Here is a 15,814-nt window from a genome sequence, read left to right on the forward strand (position 1 = left end):
GCCCCCTACCCTTCAACAGGCAACGTTGCTGCTGCCGCTGCGACGGCGGCAAATCAACGAAACAGCCAGCGAAAAAATCATCGTGATTGAGGGCGGACGCATGATCTTGATAACGGGCGGTGCGGGATACATCGGTGCGCACGTCGCACTGGAGCTGATGAACAAAGACGAGGACGTGCTGATTCTGGACAACTTGTGCAACAGCCAACGTTCAGCCATCGACCGCATCAGTACGCTGGCCGGCAGGCGGCCCGGATTCGTTCAGGGCGATGTGCGAAACCGGCACTTGCTCGATACGCTGCTGCGCGATTACCCGGTCGATGCGGTGGTGCATTGCGCCGGACTCAAGGCTGTCGGTGAAAGCGTGCATGAGCCGTTGCGCTACTACGACAACAACGTCGGCGGCAGCCTGACCCTGTGCCAGGCGATGGCGCAGGCCGGTGTGTTCACGCTGGTGTTCAGTTCATCGGCAACGGTGTATGGCGACTGCACGACGATGCCGATCAACGAATCATGTGCCACCGGGCAACCGACCAATCCCTACGGGATGTCGAAACTGATGGCGGAGAACATCATGAAAAGTGTCGCCAGCTCCGATCCGCGCTGGTCCATTGGCCTGCTGCGTTACTTCAATCCGATCGGCGCGCATCCCTCAGGTCTTCTGGGCGAGGCGCCACTCAACCAGCCGAATAATCTGCTGCCTTATCTGCTGCAGGTCGCGAGTGGCCAACGCGAGGCTTTGTCTGTGTTCGGTACGGACTACGCAACGCCGGACGGTACCGGCGTGCGCGATTACATCCATATCGTAGATCTGGCGCAGGGACACACCTGCGCCCTTGAGGCGTTGGGTCAACGCAGCGGGGTGAATATCTGGAATCTCGGAACGGGACGCGGCTATTCCGTTCTGGAACTGGTCAGCGCCTTTGAACGAGTGAGTGGCGTGCCGATTCCGCTGGCGTTCAAGGCGCGCCGGCCGGGCGATGTGACCTGCTGCTGGGCAGACCCGCAAAAAGCCGCCGATGAATTGGCCTGGCGCGCGCGCCACTCGCTGGAAACAATGCTCGCCGACGCGTGGCGCTGGCAATGCAACCAGCTGCAAACGGAGTGGGTTCAACAGGCCAATTGAAACCCGCGTTGCCCTGAGGCGGGTCGCACCGCCCGCCCGCGCAAGACCGCCCGCTGCCTGCCATCGCTGGTGGCGGGCGATGGCTTGTCGCGTCGCCATACAACTGCCTTCTTGATTATGCGACAATGCGCGCAATGTCCAACATGATCCCCGCATGCATCGCTCAGCAGCCTGGCCACCACGGCCAAAGGTTGCTGGCGGCGCATGCGCGTTGGCTCAACTCAAGCTCAGACTGGGCGGAGCCGGAAAAGCTCCAGATTGGTATCAAGTCGGTATCAGGCACATATGACCAGCTCTAAACCATTGATAGGTAAGGTAATTGATCTCCACAGCTAACATCACGATGCAGTTCGGCGCCAAGCCGCTCTTCGAAAACGTTTCGGTCAAATTCGGCGCGGGCAATCGCTACGGCCTGATCGGCGCCAACGGTTGCGGCAAGTCGACCTTCATGAAAATCCTCGGCGGCGATCTCGATCCGTCCGGCGGCCAGGTCATGCTCGAGCCGAACGTGCGTCTGGGCAAGCTGCGCCAGGACCAGTTCGCTTACGAAGAATTCACCGTGATCGACACCGTGATCATGGGTCACGAAGAGCTGTGGAAGGTCAAGGCCGAGCGCGATCGCATCTACTCGCTGGCGGAAATGTCCGAAGAAGACGGCATGGCCGTCGCCGAGCTGGAAACCGAATTCGCCGAGATGGACGGCTACACCGCCGAATCCCGCGCCGGCGAACTGTTGCTGGGTCTGGGCATTCCACTGGAACAGCATTTCGGCCCGATGAGCGAAGTCTCGCCAGGCTGGAAACTGCGTGTGCTGCTGGCGCAGGCACTGTTCTCCGATCCGGAAGTGCTGTTGCTCGACGAACCGACCAACCACCTGGACATCAACACCATTCGCTGGCTGGAAAACATCCTGACCCAGCGTAACAGCCTGATGATCATCATATCCCACGACCGTCACTTCCTGAACAGCGTGTGCACGCACATGGCTGACCTGGATTACGGCGAACTGCGTCTGTTCCCGGGCAACTACGACGAATACATGACCGTGGCGACTCAGTCCCGCGAGCAATTGCTGTCGGACAACGCCAAGAAGAAAGCGCAGATTTCCGAACTGCAATCGTTCGTCAGCCGCTTCTCGGCCAACGCCTCGAAAGCCAAGCAAGCCACCTCTCGCGCCAAGGCAATCGACAAGATCCAGCTGGCCGAGGTCAAGCCTTCCAGCCGCGTCAGCCCGTTCATTCGTTTCGAGCAGAACAAGAAGCTGCACCGTCAGGCAGTCATGGTCGAAAAAATGGCCAAGGGTTTCGATGGCAAGCCGCTGTTCAAGGACTTCAGCTTCCAGGTTGAAGCCGGCGAGCGCGTCGCGATCATCGGCCCGAACGGTATCGGCAAAACCACCCTGCTGCGCACCCTGGTCAACGAACTGACCCCGGATGCCGGTAGCGTGAAATGGACCGATGCCGCGGAACTGGGCTACTACGCTCAGGACCACGCCCACGACTTCGAAGACGACGTGACGCTGTTCGACTGGATGGGTCAGTGGACCCAGGGCGAGCAGATGATTCGTGGCACGCTGGGCCGCATGCTGTTTTCCAACGACGAGATCCTCAAGTCGGTCAAAGTCATTTCCGGGGGTGAGCAAGGTCGCATGCTGTTCGGCAAGCTGATCCTGCAAAAGCCGAACGTGCTGATCATGGACGAACCGACCAACCACTTGGACATGGAATCGATCGAGGCGCTGAACCTGGCGCTGGAAAACTATCCGGGCACGCTGATCTTCGTCAGCCACGACCGTGAGTTCGTATCGTCCCTGGCCACGCGCATCATCGAGCTGAGCCCGAACGGCGTGACCGACTTCAGCGGCACCTACGATGATTACCTGCGTAGCCAGGGCGTCGTGTTTTAAGGGCAGCTTTTAGTTTCAAGCTGCAAGCTGCAAGTGAAAAGCCCTGTCCATGTGACAGGGCTTTTTTGTATTCCGCGTTGTTGATCGTTCCCATGCTCCGCGTGGGAATGCAGCCCGGGACGCTCCGCGTCCCAACAGCGGACGCAGAGCGTCCTTGGAGGCGTTACCACGCAGAGCGTGGGAACGATCATCGTTAAGGCGAAGTAGTTAGCCTGCTTTCTTTTGTCCCGCACCCAAGCCATCATGGCAAGAACTCTCCCACCGCCGCCCGCGAACGAGTTCCCATGTCTGTGCAGCAGCCGCCATCTCAAAGCTCTCTGGCGATCACCCTGCAGATCGTCTCCATCGTTTTCTATACCTTTATTGCTTTTCTCTGCATCGGTTTGCCGATTGCGGTGTTGCCCGGCTATGTGCATGAGCAACTGGGTTTCAGCGCGATCATCGCCGGGCTGGTGATCGGTTCGCAGTACCTCGCTACCCTGCTCAGCCGGCCGATGGCCGGGCGTATGTCGGACACGCTCGGCACCAAGCGGGCGATCATTTATGGCTTGTGGGGGATCGTGCTCAGTGGCGTGCTGACGCTGCTCTCGACCTTGTTGCAAAGTTTTCCCCTGACCAGCCTGTTGATTCTCATTGCAGGGCGCTTGCTGCTTGGCATCGCCCAAGGTCTGATCGGTGTCGGCACGATCAGTTGGTGCATGGGCCAGGTCGGTGTCGAGCACACAGCCAAATCCATCGGCTGGAACGGCATCGCCTCTTACGGCGCAATTGCCATTGGCGCGCCGCTGGGCGTGGTGATGGTCGCCGAATACGGTTTTGTCAGTCTGGGGATTGCCTTGTCGGCGTTGGCGGCGGTGGCGTTGTGGTTGATCCGCAACAAGCCATCGGTGCCGGTGATTCGTGGCGAGCGCCTGTCGTTCTGGACTGTGTTCGGCAAGATTGCGCCGTATGGCCTCAGCCTGACGCTAGCCTCGATTGGCTACGGCACGCTGACCACGTTCATTACGCTTTATTACCTCAACCGTGGCTGGACCGGCGCGGCCTACTGCCTGACCGTATTTGGCGCGTGTTTCATTCTGTCGCGGCTTTTGTTTATCTCGGCGATTGCCCGGTTCGGTGGGTTTGCTTCGGCTATCGTCTGCATGACGGTGGAAACCGTCGGACTGGTGATGCTGTGGCTGGCGCCCTCCACCGCTTATGCGCTGATTGGCGCGGGGTTGGCGGGGTTTGGCCTGTCGCTGGTTTATCCTGCGCTGGGCGTTGAAGCAATCAAGCAAGTGCCGAGTTCCAGTCGTGGGTCGGGACTGGGCGCTTATGCGGTGTTCTTCGATCTGGCGCTGGCAATTGCCGGGCCGTTGATGGGCGCGGTGGCGTTGAATCTGGGGTATTCGTGGATCTTCTTCAGCGCGGCGCTGTTATCGGTAGCCGGGTTGGGCCTGACCCTCCTGCTCAAGCGCCGCACAACCTCCTGAAACCAACGATCCCCATTGTAGGAGTGAGCCTGCTCGCGATAACGGTGTGTCAGTTGATAAATGTGCTGACTGACACGACGCTATCGCGAGCAGGCTCACTCCTACAGGGGATAGGTGGTGGCAATCAGATTATTGATCCGCCGTTTGCATCCCCGCCCTGCTCGATTGGCCCAGCGCATGGGCGAAGAACCGTCCGGCTTCGGAGATCAGGTTGCGGTGGATGTCCTGGCGGTCAACGCCATCGGCATCGGTGCACAGCGCCGGCATGGCGAGGATCTGCTCGGCGGTGCACGGCGCCATGAAGACAAAGTGCCCTGCACCGGCGAGCAATTTGAAATCCGGCGCCGTCGGCAGTTTGCGCGCCAGCGCGGCGGCGTTTTTGTCGAAGGCGACCAGTTTGTCGCCATCGCCGCTATAGAGCAGCACCGGCACATGCACATCAGCCAGGGTATGCCGGCCGAACTTCAGGCTCAACGGCGCCATCAGCAGTAACGCATGCACGCGCGGGTCGGCTACCGGCTGCAAATCATCGCGGTCGACAATCAGTTCGCCTTGGGTGTTGCAGGCGTCATGGTCATCCGGCCGCTCCTGGCAGTAGCGCCGCAAGCGATCCAGGTCCGGCTGCGCCCCCGACAGGATCAGCGCCGTCTCGCCGCCCGCTGAATAACCGATCACACCGACCTGATCAGCGTTGACGTAGGGCGCAAGCATGGCATCACCGAGGGTCGCAGTGATTGCCGCAGAAATCTGGATCGGACGCCCGTAGAGATTGCTCAAGGTGCCAAGTCGACTGTGGTCACGCGAGTTGTCACCGGGGTGAATCACGGCCACCACCACAAAGCCCTTGCGCGCCAGTGACGTGGCGAGGTCGTGCAGCGCCAGCGGTGTGCCAGTGTTGCCGTGAGACAACATCAGCATTGGAAAGCGGCCAATGGCGACTTTGCTGTCTTCACCAGCCTCGACCGAGTAACCCTCAAGCAGACTCAAGTGCTCGCGATCGCTGGACGGATAAAACGCAATGGCACGCATCGGTTGCAGATCCAGCGGATCGAGCACGGTCATTTCGTGGTAGCCAACGCTCCAGACAGGGTGCTGCCCCGGCGCAGCCTGCACTGAATTCAGGCTGCCGAGCAGGCAAATCAGTAACGCTGCACAAAGACGCATCATCGGATGCCCCACCCTGTTGGACGTAATCGCCGGATGTACTGGAACTGCATAACCTGGGCCAGATTATGTAACAGCCAGAAACAAAAAACTCCGTATTCGGCCCTTGCGGAACCAGAATACAGAGTTTTTGGCGACTTGCCTGAACAATGGCTGTTCCTTTACGCATGCCTTACGCGACGGCGAACAACTGCTCACTGATGGTGGCCTGAGCGGCGCTCATGGCGTTGTTGCGGACTTCTTCGCCATAGGCCAGGCCTTCGGCGCGGACGATTTCGATGTCGGTGATGCCGAGAAAGCCCAGCACCAGCTTCAGGTATTCTTCGTGAGCGATGCCGCTGGCTTGACCGGCATGGATGCCGCCAGACGTGGACACGATCACCACTTTCTTGCCACCGCACAGGCCTTCGGGGCCGGCTTCGGTGTAGCGGAAGGTCTGGCCGGCAACCGCGACACGGTCGATCCACGCCTTGAGTTGGGTCGGCACGGTGAAGTTGTACATCGGTGCGGCGATCACCACGGCGTCGGCTGCGATGAACTCGGCCAGGGTGCTGGCGCTCAATTCCGCCTCATGCTGCTGTGCCGCATCGCGCAGTTCCGCGCTGGTGCCGGCGGCGACCAGGGTGGTCGACGAGAAATGGCTGATGGCGTCAGCGGCCAGATCGCGGTAAGTCACCACAGCGCTTGGCTGGGCGGTCTGCCAGGCTTTGACCACTTCGCGGCTCAACTGACGGGAAGCCGAGTTGTCGCCCAGAATGCTCGAATCGATATGCAGCAGTTTCATGTGGAATCTCCTGGAATGAATCGCCGGTGGCGGCGCAATGGAGACAATCCTACGCAAGAAACCAATGGATGATTAGCCGCCAACAATGCGATAGTTCGTCCCACTGATAGAACAGCGGAAGTCCCATGCAAGACCTCAACGATCTCTACTATTTCGCCAAAGTCGTCGAGGCCGGCGGCTTTGCCGCGGCGGGCCGCCTGCTGGGCATACCCAAATCGCGATTGTCGCGGCGTATTGCCGAACTGGAAGAACGCCTCGGTGCGCGCCTGCTGCAACGCACCACCCGGCAGCTCAACCTCACCGCCGTGGGCGAGCGCTATCTGCGTCACTGTCAGGCAATGCTGCTCGAAGCGGAAATGGCCGACGAGGCGGTGGCGAGCATGTCCAGCGAGCCGCGCGGGCGCTTGCGGGTGTCCTGTCCCACCGGTCTGGCCCACGAGATGTTGCCGGCGGTCATCAGCGATTTCCTCGACAAGTTTCCTCAGGTTCAACTGGAAGTCGTCCTGCTCAATCGGCGGGTCGATCTGGTGGGCGAAGGCTTTGATGTCGCGTTGCGCGTGCGCGAACACGGCGACGAGGACCCGTTGCTGGTCACACGGCGCCTGCGTCAGGCGCAAATGGTCGTGGTGGCCAGTCCGGCTTTTTTACAGGGCCGCACGATCATTCATCCGCAGGACCTGAAGCACCTGCCCGTGCTGGGCGCTCTGGAGGCAGATCGCATGGTGCATGTGCGCTTGCTCGATGAGCAGGGCCACAGTTTCGAGCTGAACATGGAAGCCCGTCTGGGAATTGATGACTTTGTCGTGCGCAAGGCCTGCGTCCTCGCTGGCCAGGGCTTTACCCTGCTGCCGATGATGTATTGCGAAACCGAACTGCATAACGGCACGTTGGTGCAGATGCTGCCGGACTGGTCGTTGCCCGGTGGCTGGTTGCAGGCGGTGTACCCGCATCGACGCGGGGTGATGCCGGCGGTCCGCGCCTGGATCGACCACTTGGTCGAGTCGTTCAATGCCTGTGGGGAGCGGTTGTTATGAGCAAGGGAAAAATGAGCGAAGCCGACGTCGCGGCATTTTGTCTGGCTTTGCCGGGTGCGCGGGAAGATTACAAGTGGGGCGGCGTGCGCGTCTTTTCGATTGCCGGCAACAAGATGTTTGCCTTGCAGGGATTGCGCGGGGATTCGTTGGCATTCAAGGTCGACAAGGATCTCTTCCTCGGCCATTGCGACCGCCCGGGCATTCACCCGGCGCCGTATCTGGCGCGGGCGCAGTGGATCATCATGCACCCGCCCTACCCGCTGGGCGCCGAGGAATTGCAGGGCTTGTTGCAGCGCTCGCATCAGCTGGTGGTGAGCAAGTTGCCGAAGAAGACCCGCATCGGCCTATTGCTGTAACACGGTCCCCTGTAGGAGTGAGCCTGCTCGCGATAGCGGTTTATCTGCTGAAGCGATGTCGACTGACACTACGCTATCGCGAGCAGGCTCACTCCTTGTATGTTGCCCACACACCAGCATGAAATGAGATCTAAGCTCGCTGGTGCGACATACGAAGATGTGTTTCTGGGGGAGACCGATCACTCCTGAAGGCAGGACTTGCTCCTGACCTTGTCTGTAGAGAGGTCCCCCCGCCTCATTGCCCACCACGAAGAGTATCGAGAAGCCGACAAGTCGGACTTCGCATTACAAGGTTGCAGTGGCATGAAGTTCGAGGTCAGGGGAACCAGGAAGCATTTTTAACCCAGTTCTCTTGGAGTTGAAAGCATGAACATGCACGTCGGTTTGGATGTGGGATCTCGCACTACAGCGATGGGCTGGCGCAATGGCGGCCGTTTTGCAGGTCAGTGCAATATCGAGCAGACGCCGGCGGGTCGTAAGGCCGCTGTCAGCAAGTTGCTTGAACTCAAGCCTCTATCAGTGGTGATGGAAGCCACCGGCATCTACTACCTGGACTTGGCCATGGAGCTCGCTGCGGCGGGTTTGCCAGTCTCGGTTATCAATCCGAAGAGTTTTCACAACTTTGCAAAGCTGATGCTGAAAAACAGCAAAACGGACGCGATCGATGCCCAGTTATTAGCTGAATACGGCGAACGAATGAGCCCAAGGTTGTGGACGCCGCCCACTTCAATACAGCTTGAGCTGCGCGCTATTGGCCGACACATCAATCGTTTGACGTGTCATCGCACCCGCGCCAAGAACGAGCTGCATGCGCTCAAAGCCACTCAAACAACTCTTCTGATGCTGATTGAAGACGAAGAGGAAGCCATCAAGGCCTTTGACAAAAGAATCGAGCGTTTCCGACTTGCGGGTCGGGCATTGATCGACAACTGCCCAACCTTGAGCGCCCAGTTCGGGCACATGATCGCCGCCCCGGGAATGGGTGAGATTTCTGTATTTGCGGCGCTGGCTGAGCTGACTACTTTACCGGTGACGCTCAAGTCAGCGCAGGTCAGCCGCCACGCGGGGCTCGATGTCCGGCTTACGCAATCAGGAACCAGCATTGATAAGCCCGGCCGGATAAGTAAGGGCGGCAATGCCTATTTGCGCTCAGCAATGTACATGCCTGCGCTGACCGCCATACGTTGCGACCCGAACGTGAAAGCGTTTTACGAAGCGTTAGTGGCTCGAGGAAAGAGAAAGATGCAGGCTATCGTCGCAGTCATGCGCAAATATCTGACCGGACTCTGGGCCTGCATGCAGGCTGGCGAAGACTTCGATACGACCAAGCTTTTTAGCGGTAAACACCTCCAAAAAGCTTGACCGTAAACAGAGTATCGCCGCCCCGGGAATGGGTGAGATTTCTGTATTTGCGGCGCTGGCTGAGCTGACTACTTTACCGGTGACGCTCAAGTCAGCGCAGGTCAGCCGCCACGCGGGGCTCGATGTCCGGCTTACGCAATCAGGAACCAGCATTGATAAGCCCGGCCGGATAAGTAAGGGCGGCAATGCCTATTTGCGCTCAGCAATGTACATGCCTGCGCTGACCGCCATACGTTGCGACCCGAACGTGAAAGCGTTTTACGAAGCGTTAGTGGCTCGAGGAAAGAGAAAGATGCAGGCTATCGTCGCAGTCATGCGCAAATATCTGACCGGACTCTGGGCCTGCATGCAGGCTGGCGAAGACTTCGATACGACCAAGCTTTTTAGCGGTAAACACCTCCAAAAAGCTTGACCGTAAACAGAGTATCTACAGGGGCTTTGTATGCTTAATCAGAACAGGGTCAACAGGCTGGAACCGAGGAATAACTGGTCAATCCAGAACACCTGATGCAGCAGCACAATCACCCAGAACAGAATCTGAAACGACACCTTGCGCGTCTTGTGCCGAAATACCTGCTGTGCGATCAGTGCGCCGGGCCAGCCGCCGGCCAGTTCCACCGCATGCAGGATGTTTTCCGGGGTGCGCCAGGCGTCGGCGCGCGCCTTGCGTTTGTCGGCCCAGTACAGGAAAAACGCCAGCACGCTGACGATCCCGTACGCCGCGAGGGGCAGCAGGGAAATCCCCCGCAGCCACATCGACACTGAGCCGAACAACGGCAAGGCACAAACCCCCAGCAACACCAGCAGTTTGAGTTTCAGGTGCTGAATGTTGCCACTGGAAGGTCGGCCCTCAGGGCGACGCCCACGGGAATCGCTCATGGCTTGACCGCCGTCCAGTCCACCCAGCCGAACTGCCAAGTGGCGAGTATCACCAGGCCGAACACGATCCGGTACCAGGCAAACGCCGCATAGCTGTGGTTGGCGATGAACTTGAGCAGGCCACGCACGGCGATCATCGCGAAGATGAACGCGGTGACGAAACCTATGGCAAACACCGGAAAGTCCGCCGGCACGAACAACTCGCGATATTTGTAGCCGGAATACACCGCCGCGCCGACCATGGTGGGCATCGCGAGGAAGAACGAGAACTCGGTCGCGGTCTTGCGCGACAGGCCGAACAGCAGCCCGCCGATGATCGTCGAGCCGGAGCGCGAAGTGCCGGGAATCATTGCCAGGCATTGGGCAAAACCGACTTTCAGTGCGTCCTGCCAGGTGATCTCGTCGACCGTTTCGGCATGCACCTCATGCTGACGCTTCTCCGCCCACAGCATGATGACCCCACCGACGACCAGCGCCGCCGCCACTGTAATCGGGTTGAACAGGTATTCGTGGATCAGGTCGGCGAAAATCACACCCAGCACCACCGCCGGCAAAAAGGCGATCAGCAGGTTGGCGGTGAAACGCCGAGCGCCCGGCTGAGTCGGCAGCCCTACCACCACATCGAAAATCTTGCGGCGAAACTCCCAGACCACCGCGAGAATCGCGCCGAGCTGAATAATGATGTTGAAGGCCATGGCCCGTTCGCCGCCGAAGTTCAGCAAGTCAGCGACGATGATCTGGTGTCCGGTACTCGAAATGGGCAAAAACTCCGTCAGCCCTTCTACAACTCCCAGTATCAATGCCTGCAAGGCGGTCCAAAGATCCATCAATCCCCCAGAGAGCGATGCACGCCGGCATGCCCCGATAGTATTTTTTTACGTTCACTGCGTTCAGCGTAGCTTGAAAAAGCTGTACCGATTCCGCGCGCACAGGATCCACACGAAACGGTAAAAATTCCGTGAAATATCAATTTGCATTCAGGTTTTCACGCGCGGGGCCGAAATCCTAACAGACAAGCCTTAATAGCGCTGCGGCGTTATACGACTTGGGTCGCGTATGCCTGATCGGCAAAAGCTGATTGGATGCTCGCGGTTGTTTATTACAAGAACAAGAATCCGGAGTGACAGCGTTATGAACAGCTTGCGCAGTGTGTCGATCAGCCGACGCTTGTGGCTCATCTTGATTGTGGCGGTGGTCATGTTATTGACCTTGGGCGTGTTAATGCTCAAGCAGATCCACGAAGACCTGTATCACGCCAAAGCCCAGAAAACCGAACATGTGGTGCAGACCGCCAGCGGTTTGCTGACCTACTACCACGGCCTGCAAACCGCCGGCACCCTGAGCAAGGAAGCCGCGCAGACACAGGCGCTGACCGCGATCCGTGGCTTGCGCTACGACCAGAGCGATTACTTCTGGATCAACGACCTCACCCCCGTGATGGTCATGCACCCGACCAATCCCAAACTCGAAGGCCAGAATCTTTCGGCGATTCGCGACCCGGACGGCTTTGCGGTGTTCAACGAAATGGTCGCCATCGCCAAGGCCAAGGGCGCTGGCATGGTCAACTACCGTTGGCCGAAACCGGGCGCCACCGACCCGGTGGCGAAGACGTCCTACGTCAAGTTGTTCGAACCGTGGGGCTGGGTGATCGGGTCCGGGGTATATGTGGATGACGTGCAGGCAGAGTTTCAGGATCAGATGATCAAGGCTTCGGCCATCGGCCTGGCGATTGCGCTGATCATGGCGCTGCTGGTGATTCTGATTGCGCGCAGCATTGTCCGTCCGCTACAGGAAACCGTGAACGCCATGGCCAACATCGCCAGCGGTGAAAGCGACCTGACGCGCAGCCTCGATACCCATGGCAAGGACGAGGTCACGGAACTGGCCCATCACTTCAATGCCTTTACCGCCAAGCTGCGTCGGGTCATCGGCGAACTGCAAGTGTCGGCCAGCGCGCTGGGCCAGTCCTCCAGCGAACTGGGCAACGATGCCTCCCAGGCCCAGCAACGCAGCCAGCAGCAATCGCAGCAAATGGAGTTGGTCGCCACGGCGATCAACGAAGTGACCTATGGCGTGCAGGATGTGGCCAAAAACGCCGAGCACGCTGCTGCGGAAATGCGCGATGCCGAAGCGCAGGCGCAACAGGGCCAGATCAATATCGATGGCAGCTTGCAGCAGATCGACAAGCTGTCCGGCACCATCGATCAAGCGGTTGAAGTGATTCGCACCCTGGCCGCTGAAAGCACCCAGATCGGCAGTGTGCTGGAGGTGATTCGCTCGATTGCCGAACAGACCAACCTGCTGGCGCTCAACGCCGCGATCGAAGCCGCGCGGGCCGGCGAGCAAGGTCGCGGTTTTGCCGTAGTGGCGGACGAAGTGCGCTTGTTGGCGCAGCGTACGCAAAAGTCGACCGCCGAGATCCAGTCGATGATCGAGCGCCTGCAGAGTCATTCCGAGGCCGCCGTGAAGGTGATCGGCGACAGCAGCAAAGCCTCGCAACTGACCATCGAACAGGCCGGACTTGCCGGTGCGAGCCTCAATGCCATCGGTCAGGCGTTGCGTAACCTCAATGGCTTGAATGCTTCGATTGCCAGCGCCACCCTGCAACAGGCGCACGTGGTCGAGGACATCAACCAGAACGTCACCCAGGCCGCCGGACTTTCCCACAGCACGGCCATCGCCGCGGAGCAATCGAGCGCCGCCAGCGTGCGCCTGGGCCAACTGAGCGAACAACTCAACGGCCTCCTGCGTCAGTTCCGCGTCTGACCCGGACTGCGGGAGTGATGCTTGCTCGCGACTGCATTGTGTCAGCCAACATTTCCGTTGCCTGACACACCGTCTTCGCGAGCAGGCTCGCTCCCACACTGGGTTCTGCGTCGGGATGCTCATCTCAATTCAGACAAAATCCCTGCGTGGGCATGATGGAGTCAAGTCAGCACATCCGCTCAATCCCCTCGCCTGCCATTGCTCGATCATCGCGGTCATCTCCACTGCCGCTGGCCACTGATCATGATCGACCGTGTCTCCATGCACCTCACTCTGCTGGCGCTGTTCTGCGGGGTGAACGCAACCGCGCACGCCAGCGGCTTTTTCGACGATGCCAGCGGCGAAGTGCTCAGTCGCAACTTTTATTTGAACAACGACTACCGCTCGCCCTCAGCCAGCGGAAAAAGCTATAAACAAGAGTGGGCACAAGGCTTTATCGGAACTTTCTCATCCGGTTTCACTGCCGGTACGCTTGGATTCGGCCTCGATGCACACGCTTTTTCCGGCCTGAAGCTGGACGGCGGCAAAGGTCATTCGGGGACCGGGTTGCTGCCGGTCGACAGCGACGGGCGCAGCGCGAGCAATTACGCCAGCGCCGGTGGTGCGCTGAAGCTCAAGGCCTCGCGCACTACCCTCGCCTTTGGCGAAATGACCGTGGAAACCCCGGTATTCGATACCTCGGACAAACGCCTGCAACCGGAGTACGCCAGCGGTTTTCTGCTGAGCAGCCAGGAGATCGACAACGTCAATTTGCAGGCCGGGCACTTCACTGCGTTCAAGAACCAGGACAGCGCTTCGGGCAAAGGCGATTTTTACGGTTACGGCGCCAGCACCGAGCACGGCGCGATCAGTTTTATCGGCGCCGACCTGTTTGCAGACCGTCCGCTGGGCGGCGCACTTTACGCCGCCGAATTGACCGACACCTGGCACCAGTACTACGGCAACCTGCACTTCAAACAATCGGGTCTGCTGATCGATGCCAACCTCTACCACACCCGCGATACCGGACAAGCCCTGGCCGGTGCAATCGACAACACCGCTGTCAGCCTGTCTGGCAAATACGCCTTCGGCCCGCACGCGGTGATGCTCGGCTGGCAACGTATCCATGGCGATACGCCGTTCGATTTCGTCGGTGGCGACTCGATCTACCTCGCCAACTCAATCAAATACGCTGACTTCAACGGTGCCAACGAGCGCTCCTGGCAGGCGCGCTACGACCTCAATTTCGGCACCTTTGGCCTCCCCGGTCTCACCTTCATGACCCGTTACGTCGCCGGCAGTCACATCGACGGCACCCACGCGCCCAAGGGCGGCGCCTACAACCCGTTTGATGCCGACAGTGGCGAGTACCAGCCGCAGCAAGGCAAAGACGGCAAGCACTGGGAGCGCGATATCGATGTGAAATACATCGTTCAGTCGGGGGCGGCAAAGGACTTGTCGGTCCAGCTCTCGCATGTTTCCCATCGCGGCAACGAGGCGCAGGCTGGCGATGATATTGACCGTCTCTATGTGGTGGTTCAGTACCCGCTGGGATTCTGAGGGCATCCACCCTGCATCGTCGGGCGGACCGGCTGAATTGCGCGTCACCAAAGGCCGAAAAATCGAGAATCACATTGCCCCCGCCGCCATGGAACCGGCAGGCTCGCTCCGGCAGGGTCATGGGCTTATCATGGCGCCCATGAATATCCCGCCTTCACGAGACCGCGCATGACTTTCGATTTTGATCAGCTGTTCGACCGCCACCACACCGGCAGCACCAAGTGGAGCCGCTACCCGGCCGATGTGCTGCCGATGTGGGTCGCTGACATGGATTTCGCCGCGCCGCCGGTGGTGATCGAAGCCTTGCAACAGCGTCTGCTGCACCCGTTGCTCGGTTACAGCGTGGCTCAGGACAACCTGCGTGAAGCGATCGTCGCCGATCTCTGGAACAAATACGCCTGGCAGGTCAAGCCACAAGAACTGATCTTCCTGCCCGGCGTCGAGTCCGGTTTCAACATGGCGCTCAAGGCGCTGGTGCAGGCGCCGCAGAATGTCGTGGTGCAGGTACCGAACTACCCGCCGCTGCGCCACGCGCCGGGGCATTGGGGCCTGAACAAGGTTGAACTGCAATTCCTGGCGCAGGCCGATGGCACCTATGCCACGCCACTGGATGTGCTGCGCGAATCGCTGAACGGTGGCGGCGCGCTGCTGCTGAGCAACCCGCACAACCCGATCGGCAAGGTGTTCGGCCGCGAGGAACTGCAAGCGGTAGCCGACATTTGCGTGGCGCAGGACGCGTGGATCATCTCCGACGAAATCCACGCCGAGCTGTGTTTCGACGGGCGCGTGCACATTCCTACTGCGTCGCTGAGCCCGGAGATTGCCCGGCGCACGATCACCCTGATGTCGGCGAGCAAGGCCTACAACATCGCCGGCCTGAAAACTTCGTTCATGATCATTCAGGACGCCGCCCTGCGCGAACGCGTCAACCATGCCCGTTGCGGCATGGTCGACAGCGTCAATCCACTGGGCATGGAAGCCACCCGCGTGGCTTACAGCGAAGCCGGGCCGTGGCTTGCGGCGCTTAAAACCTATCTGCAGGCCAACCGTGACTGGCTGGTGGACGCGGTGCGCAGCCGCCTGCCGGGCGTGACCCTGAATGTGCCGCAAGGCACCTATCTGGCGTGGCTCGATTGCTCGGCCCTGGACCTGAGCAATCCGCAGCAGTTTTTCCTGGAGCAGGCCAAGGTCGGCCTCAGCCCGGGAGTGGACTTCGCCGATCAGAGCCAGCAGTTCGTGCGCCTGAACTTCGGTTGCCCGCGTGCCCTGCTGGAAGAAGGGATTACGCGGATGGAGCGGGCTTTGGCGCAACGCGCTGGCTAACCCCAGGCCGTCCGTCTCTGCTGGCGATAGCCGCGCAATTCGCGCTATCGCCAGCACGCTGGCTCCCGCCGTTGCTTTGCCTAAGCGCGGCGCCCAATAAAAC

General features: G+C 59.8%; 13 protein-coding genes and 1 pseudogene. 10 read left to right on the plus strand and 4 right to left on the minus strand.

Features of this window, described 5'->3' with window-relative positions:
• Positions 1-100: 100 nt before the first annotated feature.
• The 3 genes from galE (at position 101) to HU739_RS04705 (ending at position 4,504) form a co-directional block, all read left to right on the plus strand.
• Positions 101-1,126, plus strand: a complete 1,026-nt coding sequence (gene galE, locus HU739_RS04695) for a UDP-glucose 4-epimerase GalE (RefSeq protein WP_186548094.1) — start codon at positions 101-103, stop codon at positions 1,124-1,126.
• 319 nt (positions 1,127-1,445) lie between these two features.
• Positions 1,446-3,032 (plus strand): ABC-F family ATPase, encoded by a 1,587-nt coding sequence (locus HU739_RS04700; RefSeq protein ID WP_016774693.1) that lies wholly within the window; start codon positions 1,446-1,448, stop codon positions 3,030-3,032.
• A 284-nt stretch (positions 3,033-3,316) separates the two neighbouring features.
• The gene (locus HU739_RS04705; RefSeq protein ID WP_186548092.1) at positions 3,317-4,504 is read left to right on the plus strand and encodes an MFS transporter; all 1,188 of its coding nucleotides are present in this window, start codon (positions 3,317-3,319) and stop codon (positions 4,502-4,504) included.
• A gap of 129 nt (positions 4,505-4,633) precedes the next feature.
• On the opposite strand, the gene HU739_RS04710 is transcribed toward HU739_RS04705, so the two are convergent.
• Positions 4,634-5,671 (minus strand): alpha/beta hydrolase family protein, encoded by a 1,038-nt coding sequence (locus tag HU739_RS04710; RefSeq protein ID WP_186548090.1) that lies wholly within the window; start codon positions 5,669-5,671, stop codon positions 4,634-4,636.
• A gap of 169 nt (positions 5,672-5,840) precedes the next feature.
• Complete coding sequence (locus tag HU739_RS04715) at positions 5,841-6,452, minus strand: FMN-dependent NADH-azoreductase (RefSeq protein ID WP_186548088.1); 612 nt, start codon at positions 6,450-6,452, stop codon at positions 5,841-5,843.
• A gap of 125 nt (positions 6,453-6,577) precedes the next feature.
• On the opposite strand from HU739_RS04715, the gene HU739_RS04720 reads away from it, so the two are divergent.
• The 4 genes and pseudogenes from HU739_RS04720 to HU739_RS04735 form a co-directional block, all read left to right on the plus strand.
• Complete coding sequence (locus tag HU739_RS04720; protein ID WP_186548086.1) at positions 6,578-7,486, plus strand: LysR substrate-binding domain-containing protein; 909 nt, start codon at positions 6,578-6,580, stop codon at positions 7,484-7,486.
• Positions 7,483-7,842: an MmcQ/YjbR family DNA-binding protein gene (locus HU739_RS04725; RefSeq protein ID WP_186548083.1), complete on the plus strand. Its 360-nt coding sequence runs from the start codon at positions 7,483-7,485 to the stop codon at positions 7,840-7,842. The genes HU739_RS04720 and HU739_RS04725 overlap by 4 nt, the downstream gene beginning before the upstream one ends.
• A 366-nt stretch (positions 7,843-8,208) precedes the next feature.
• The gene (locus tag HU739_RS04730; RefSeq protein ID WP_217844294.1) at positions 8,209-9,204 is read left to right on the plus strand and encodes an IS110 family RNA-guided transposase; all 996 of its coding nucleotides are present in this window, start codon (positions 8,209-8,211) and stop codon (positions 9,202-9,204) included.
• Between the two features lie 13 nt (positions 9,205-9,217).
• Positions 9,218-9,616 (plus strand): annotated as a pseudogene (locus HU739_RS04735) (transposase); the annotation flags it as partial.
• Between the two features lie 38 nt (positions 9,617-9,654).
• On the opposite strand, the gene HU739_RS04740 reads toward HU739_RS04735, so the two are convergent.
• Positions 9,655-10,083, minus strand: a complete 429-nt coding sequence (locus HU739_RS04740) for a DUF1294 domain-containing protein (RefSeq protein WP_186552440.1) — start codon at positions 10,081-10,083, stop codon at positions 9,655-9,657.
• Entirely contained in the window at positions 10,080-10,910 is an 831-nt protein-coding gene (locus HU739_RS04745; protein WP_186552439.1) for an undecaprenyl-diphosphate phosphatase, read from the minus strand. The genes HU739_RS04740 and HU739_RS04745 overlap by 4 nt, the downstream gene beginning before the upstream one ends.
• A 304-nt stretch (positions 10,911-11,214) precedes the next feature.
• Here HU739_RS04745 and HU739_RS04750 point away from each other — a divergent pair, with 304 nt between their 5' ends.
• The 3 genes from HU739_RS04750 to HU739_RS04760 all read left to right on the plus strand — a co-directional run bounded on the left by HU739_RS04750 (position 11,215) and on the right by HU739_RS04760 (position 15,711).
• Positions 11,215-12,849 carry a methyl-accepting chemotaxis protein gene (locus HU739_RS04750; protein WP_186552438.1) on the plus strand — a complete coding sequence of 545 codons (1,635 nt, stop codon included), beginning with the start codon at positions 11,215-11,217 and terminating at the stop codon, positions 12,847-12,849.
• A gap of 243 nt (positions 12,850-13,092) precedes the next feature.
• Positions 13,093-14,388 (plus strand): OprD family porin, encoded by a 1,296-nt coding sequence (locus tag HU739_RS04755; RefSeq protein ID WP_186552437.1) that lies wholly within the window; start codon positions 13,093-13,095, stop codon positions 14,386-14,388.
• 168 nt (positions 14,389-14,556) lie between these two features.
• Positions 14,557-15,711 (plus strand): MalY/PatB family protein, encoded by a 1,155-nt coding sequence (locus tag HU739_RS04760; RefSeq protein WP_186552436.1) that lies wholly within the window; start codon positions 14,557-14,559, stop codon positions 15,709-15,711.
• The last annotated feature ends 103 nt before the right edge of the window (positions 15,712-15,814 follow it).

Origin of the sequence: Pseudomonas hamedanensis (assembly GCF_014268595.2) — a bacterium.
In the GTDB taxonomy this organism is placed as follows: Bacteria; Pseudomonadota; Gammaproteobacteria; order Pseudomonadales; family Pseudomonadaceae; genus Aquipseudomonas; species Aquipseudomonas hamedanensis.

Excerpts from the sequence above, each read along its gene's own strand:
- galE (WP_186548094.1), top strand. The coding sequence starts at position 101 with ATGATCTTGATAACGGGCGGTGCGGGATACATCGGTGCGCACGTCGCA.
- HU739_RS04705 (WP_186548092.1), top strand. The coding sequence starts at position 3,317 with ATGTCTGTGCAGCAGCCGCCATCTCAAAGCTCTCTGGCGATCACCCTG.
- HU739_RS04710 (WP_186548090.1), bottom strand. The coding sequence starts at position 5,671 with ATGATGCGTCTTTGTGCAGCGTTACTGATTTGCCTGCTCGGCAGCCTG.
- HU739_RS04715 (WP_186548088.1), bottom strand. The coding sequence starts at position 6,452 with ATGAAACTGCTGCATATCGATTCGAGCATTCTGGGCGACAACTCGGCT.
- HU739_RS04720 (WP_186548086.1), top strand. The coding sequence starts at position 6,578 with ATGCAAGACCTCAACGATCTCTACTATTTCGCCAAAGTCGTCGAGGCC.
- HU739_RS04725 (WP_186548083.1), top strand. The coding sequence starts at position 7,483 with ATGAGCAAGGGAAAAATGAGCGAAGCCGACGTCGCGGCATTTTGTCTG.
- HU739_RS04730 (WP_217844294.1), top strand. The coding sequence starts at position 8,209 with ATGAACATGCACGTCGGTTTGGATGTGGGATCTCGCACTACAGCGATG.
- HU739_RS04740 (WP_186552440.1), bottom strand. The coding sequence starts at position 10,083 with ATGAGCGATTCCCGTGGGCGTCGCCCTGAGGGCCGACCTTCCAGTGGC.
- HU739_RS04745 (WP_186552439.1), bottom strand. The coding sequence starts at position 10,910 with ATGGATCTTTGGACCGCCTTGCAGGCATTGATACTGGGAGTTGTAGAA.
- HU739_RS04750 (WP_186552438.1), top strand. The coding sequence starts at position 11,215 with ATGAACAGCTTGCGCAGTGTGTCGATCAGCCGACGCTTGTGGCTCATC.
- HU739_RS04755 (WP_186552437.1), top strand. The coding sequence starts at position 13,093 with ATGATCGACCGTGTCTCCATGCACCTCACTCTGCTGGCGCTGTTCTGC.
- HU739_RS04760 (WP_186552436.1), top strand. The coding sequence starts at position 14,557 with ATGACTTTCGATTTTGATCAGCTGTTCGACCGCCACCACACCGGCAGC.